The organism is Pseudomonas sp. HMSC057H01, assembly GCF_001836405.1.
In the GTDB taxonomy this organism is placed as follows: Bacteria; Pseudomonadota; Gammaproteobacteria; order Pseudomonadales; family Pseudomonadaceae; genus Pseudomonas; species Pseudomonas aeruginosa.
Map to the genome: position 1 here is coordinate 1 of NZ_KV828476.1, position 230 is coordinate 230.

The window sequence follows — 230 nt, forward strand, 5'->3', positions numbered from 1 at the left end:
AGGTCAGCGGCCTGAAGAACGGTGACAGCGCCGGTTCGATCCTGACCGGCGGGCTGAACCGCGCCGCAGGCGAGAACGTGGGTGTGTATGGCATCAATCAGGGCGACCTGGCATTGAATAGCGGCAACTACGATCTGAGCTACCAGGGCAATAACCTGACCATTACCAAGGCGCTGCTGAATGTGATCGCCGACGGCAAGACCAAGGTCTATGGCGATGCCGATCCGAGC

At 60.0% G+C, this 230-nt stretch carries 1 protein-coding gene; it reads left to right on the forward strand.

The window, feature by feature from the left end; translation table 11 throughout:
- A partial coding sequence (locus HMPREF2581_RS17315) for an MBG domain-containing protein (RefSeq protein WP_168173297.1) occupies positions 1 to 230 on the forward strand: 230 nt, incomplete at both ends.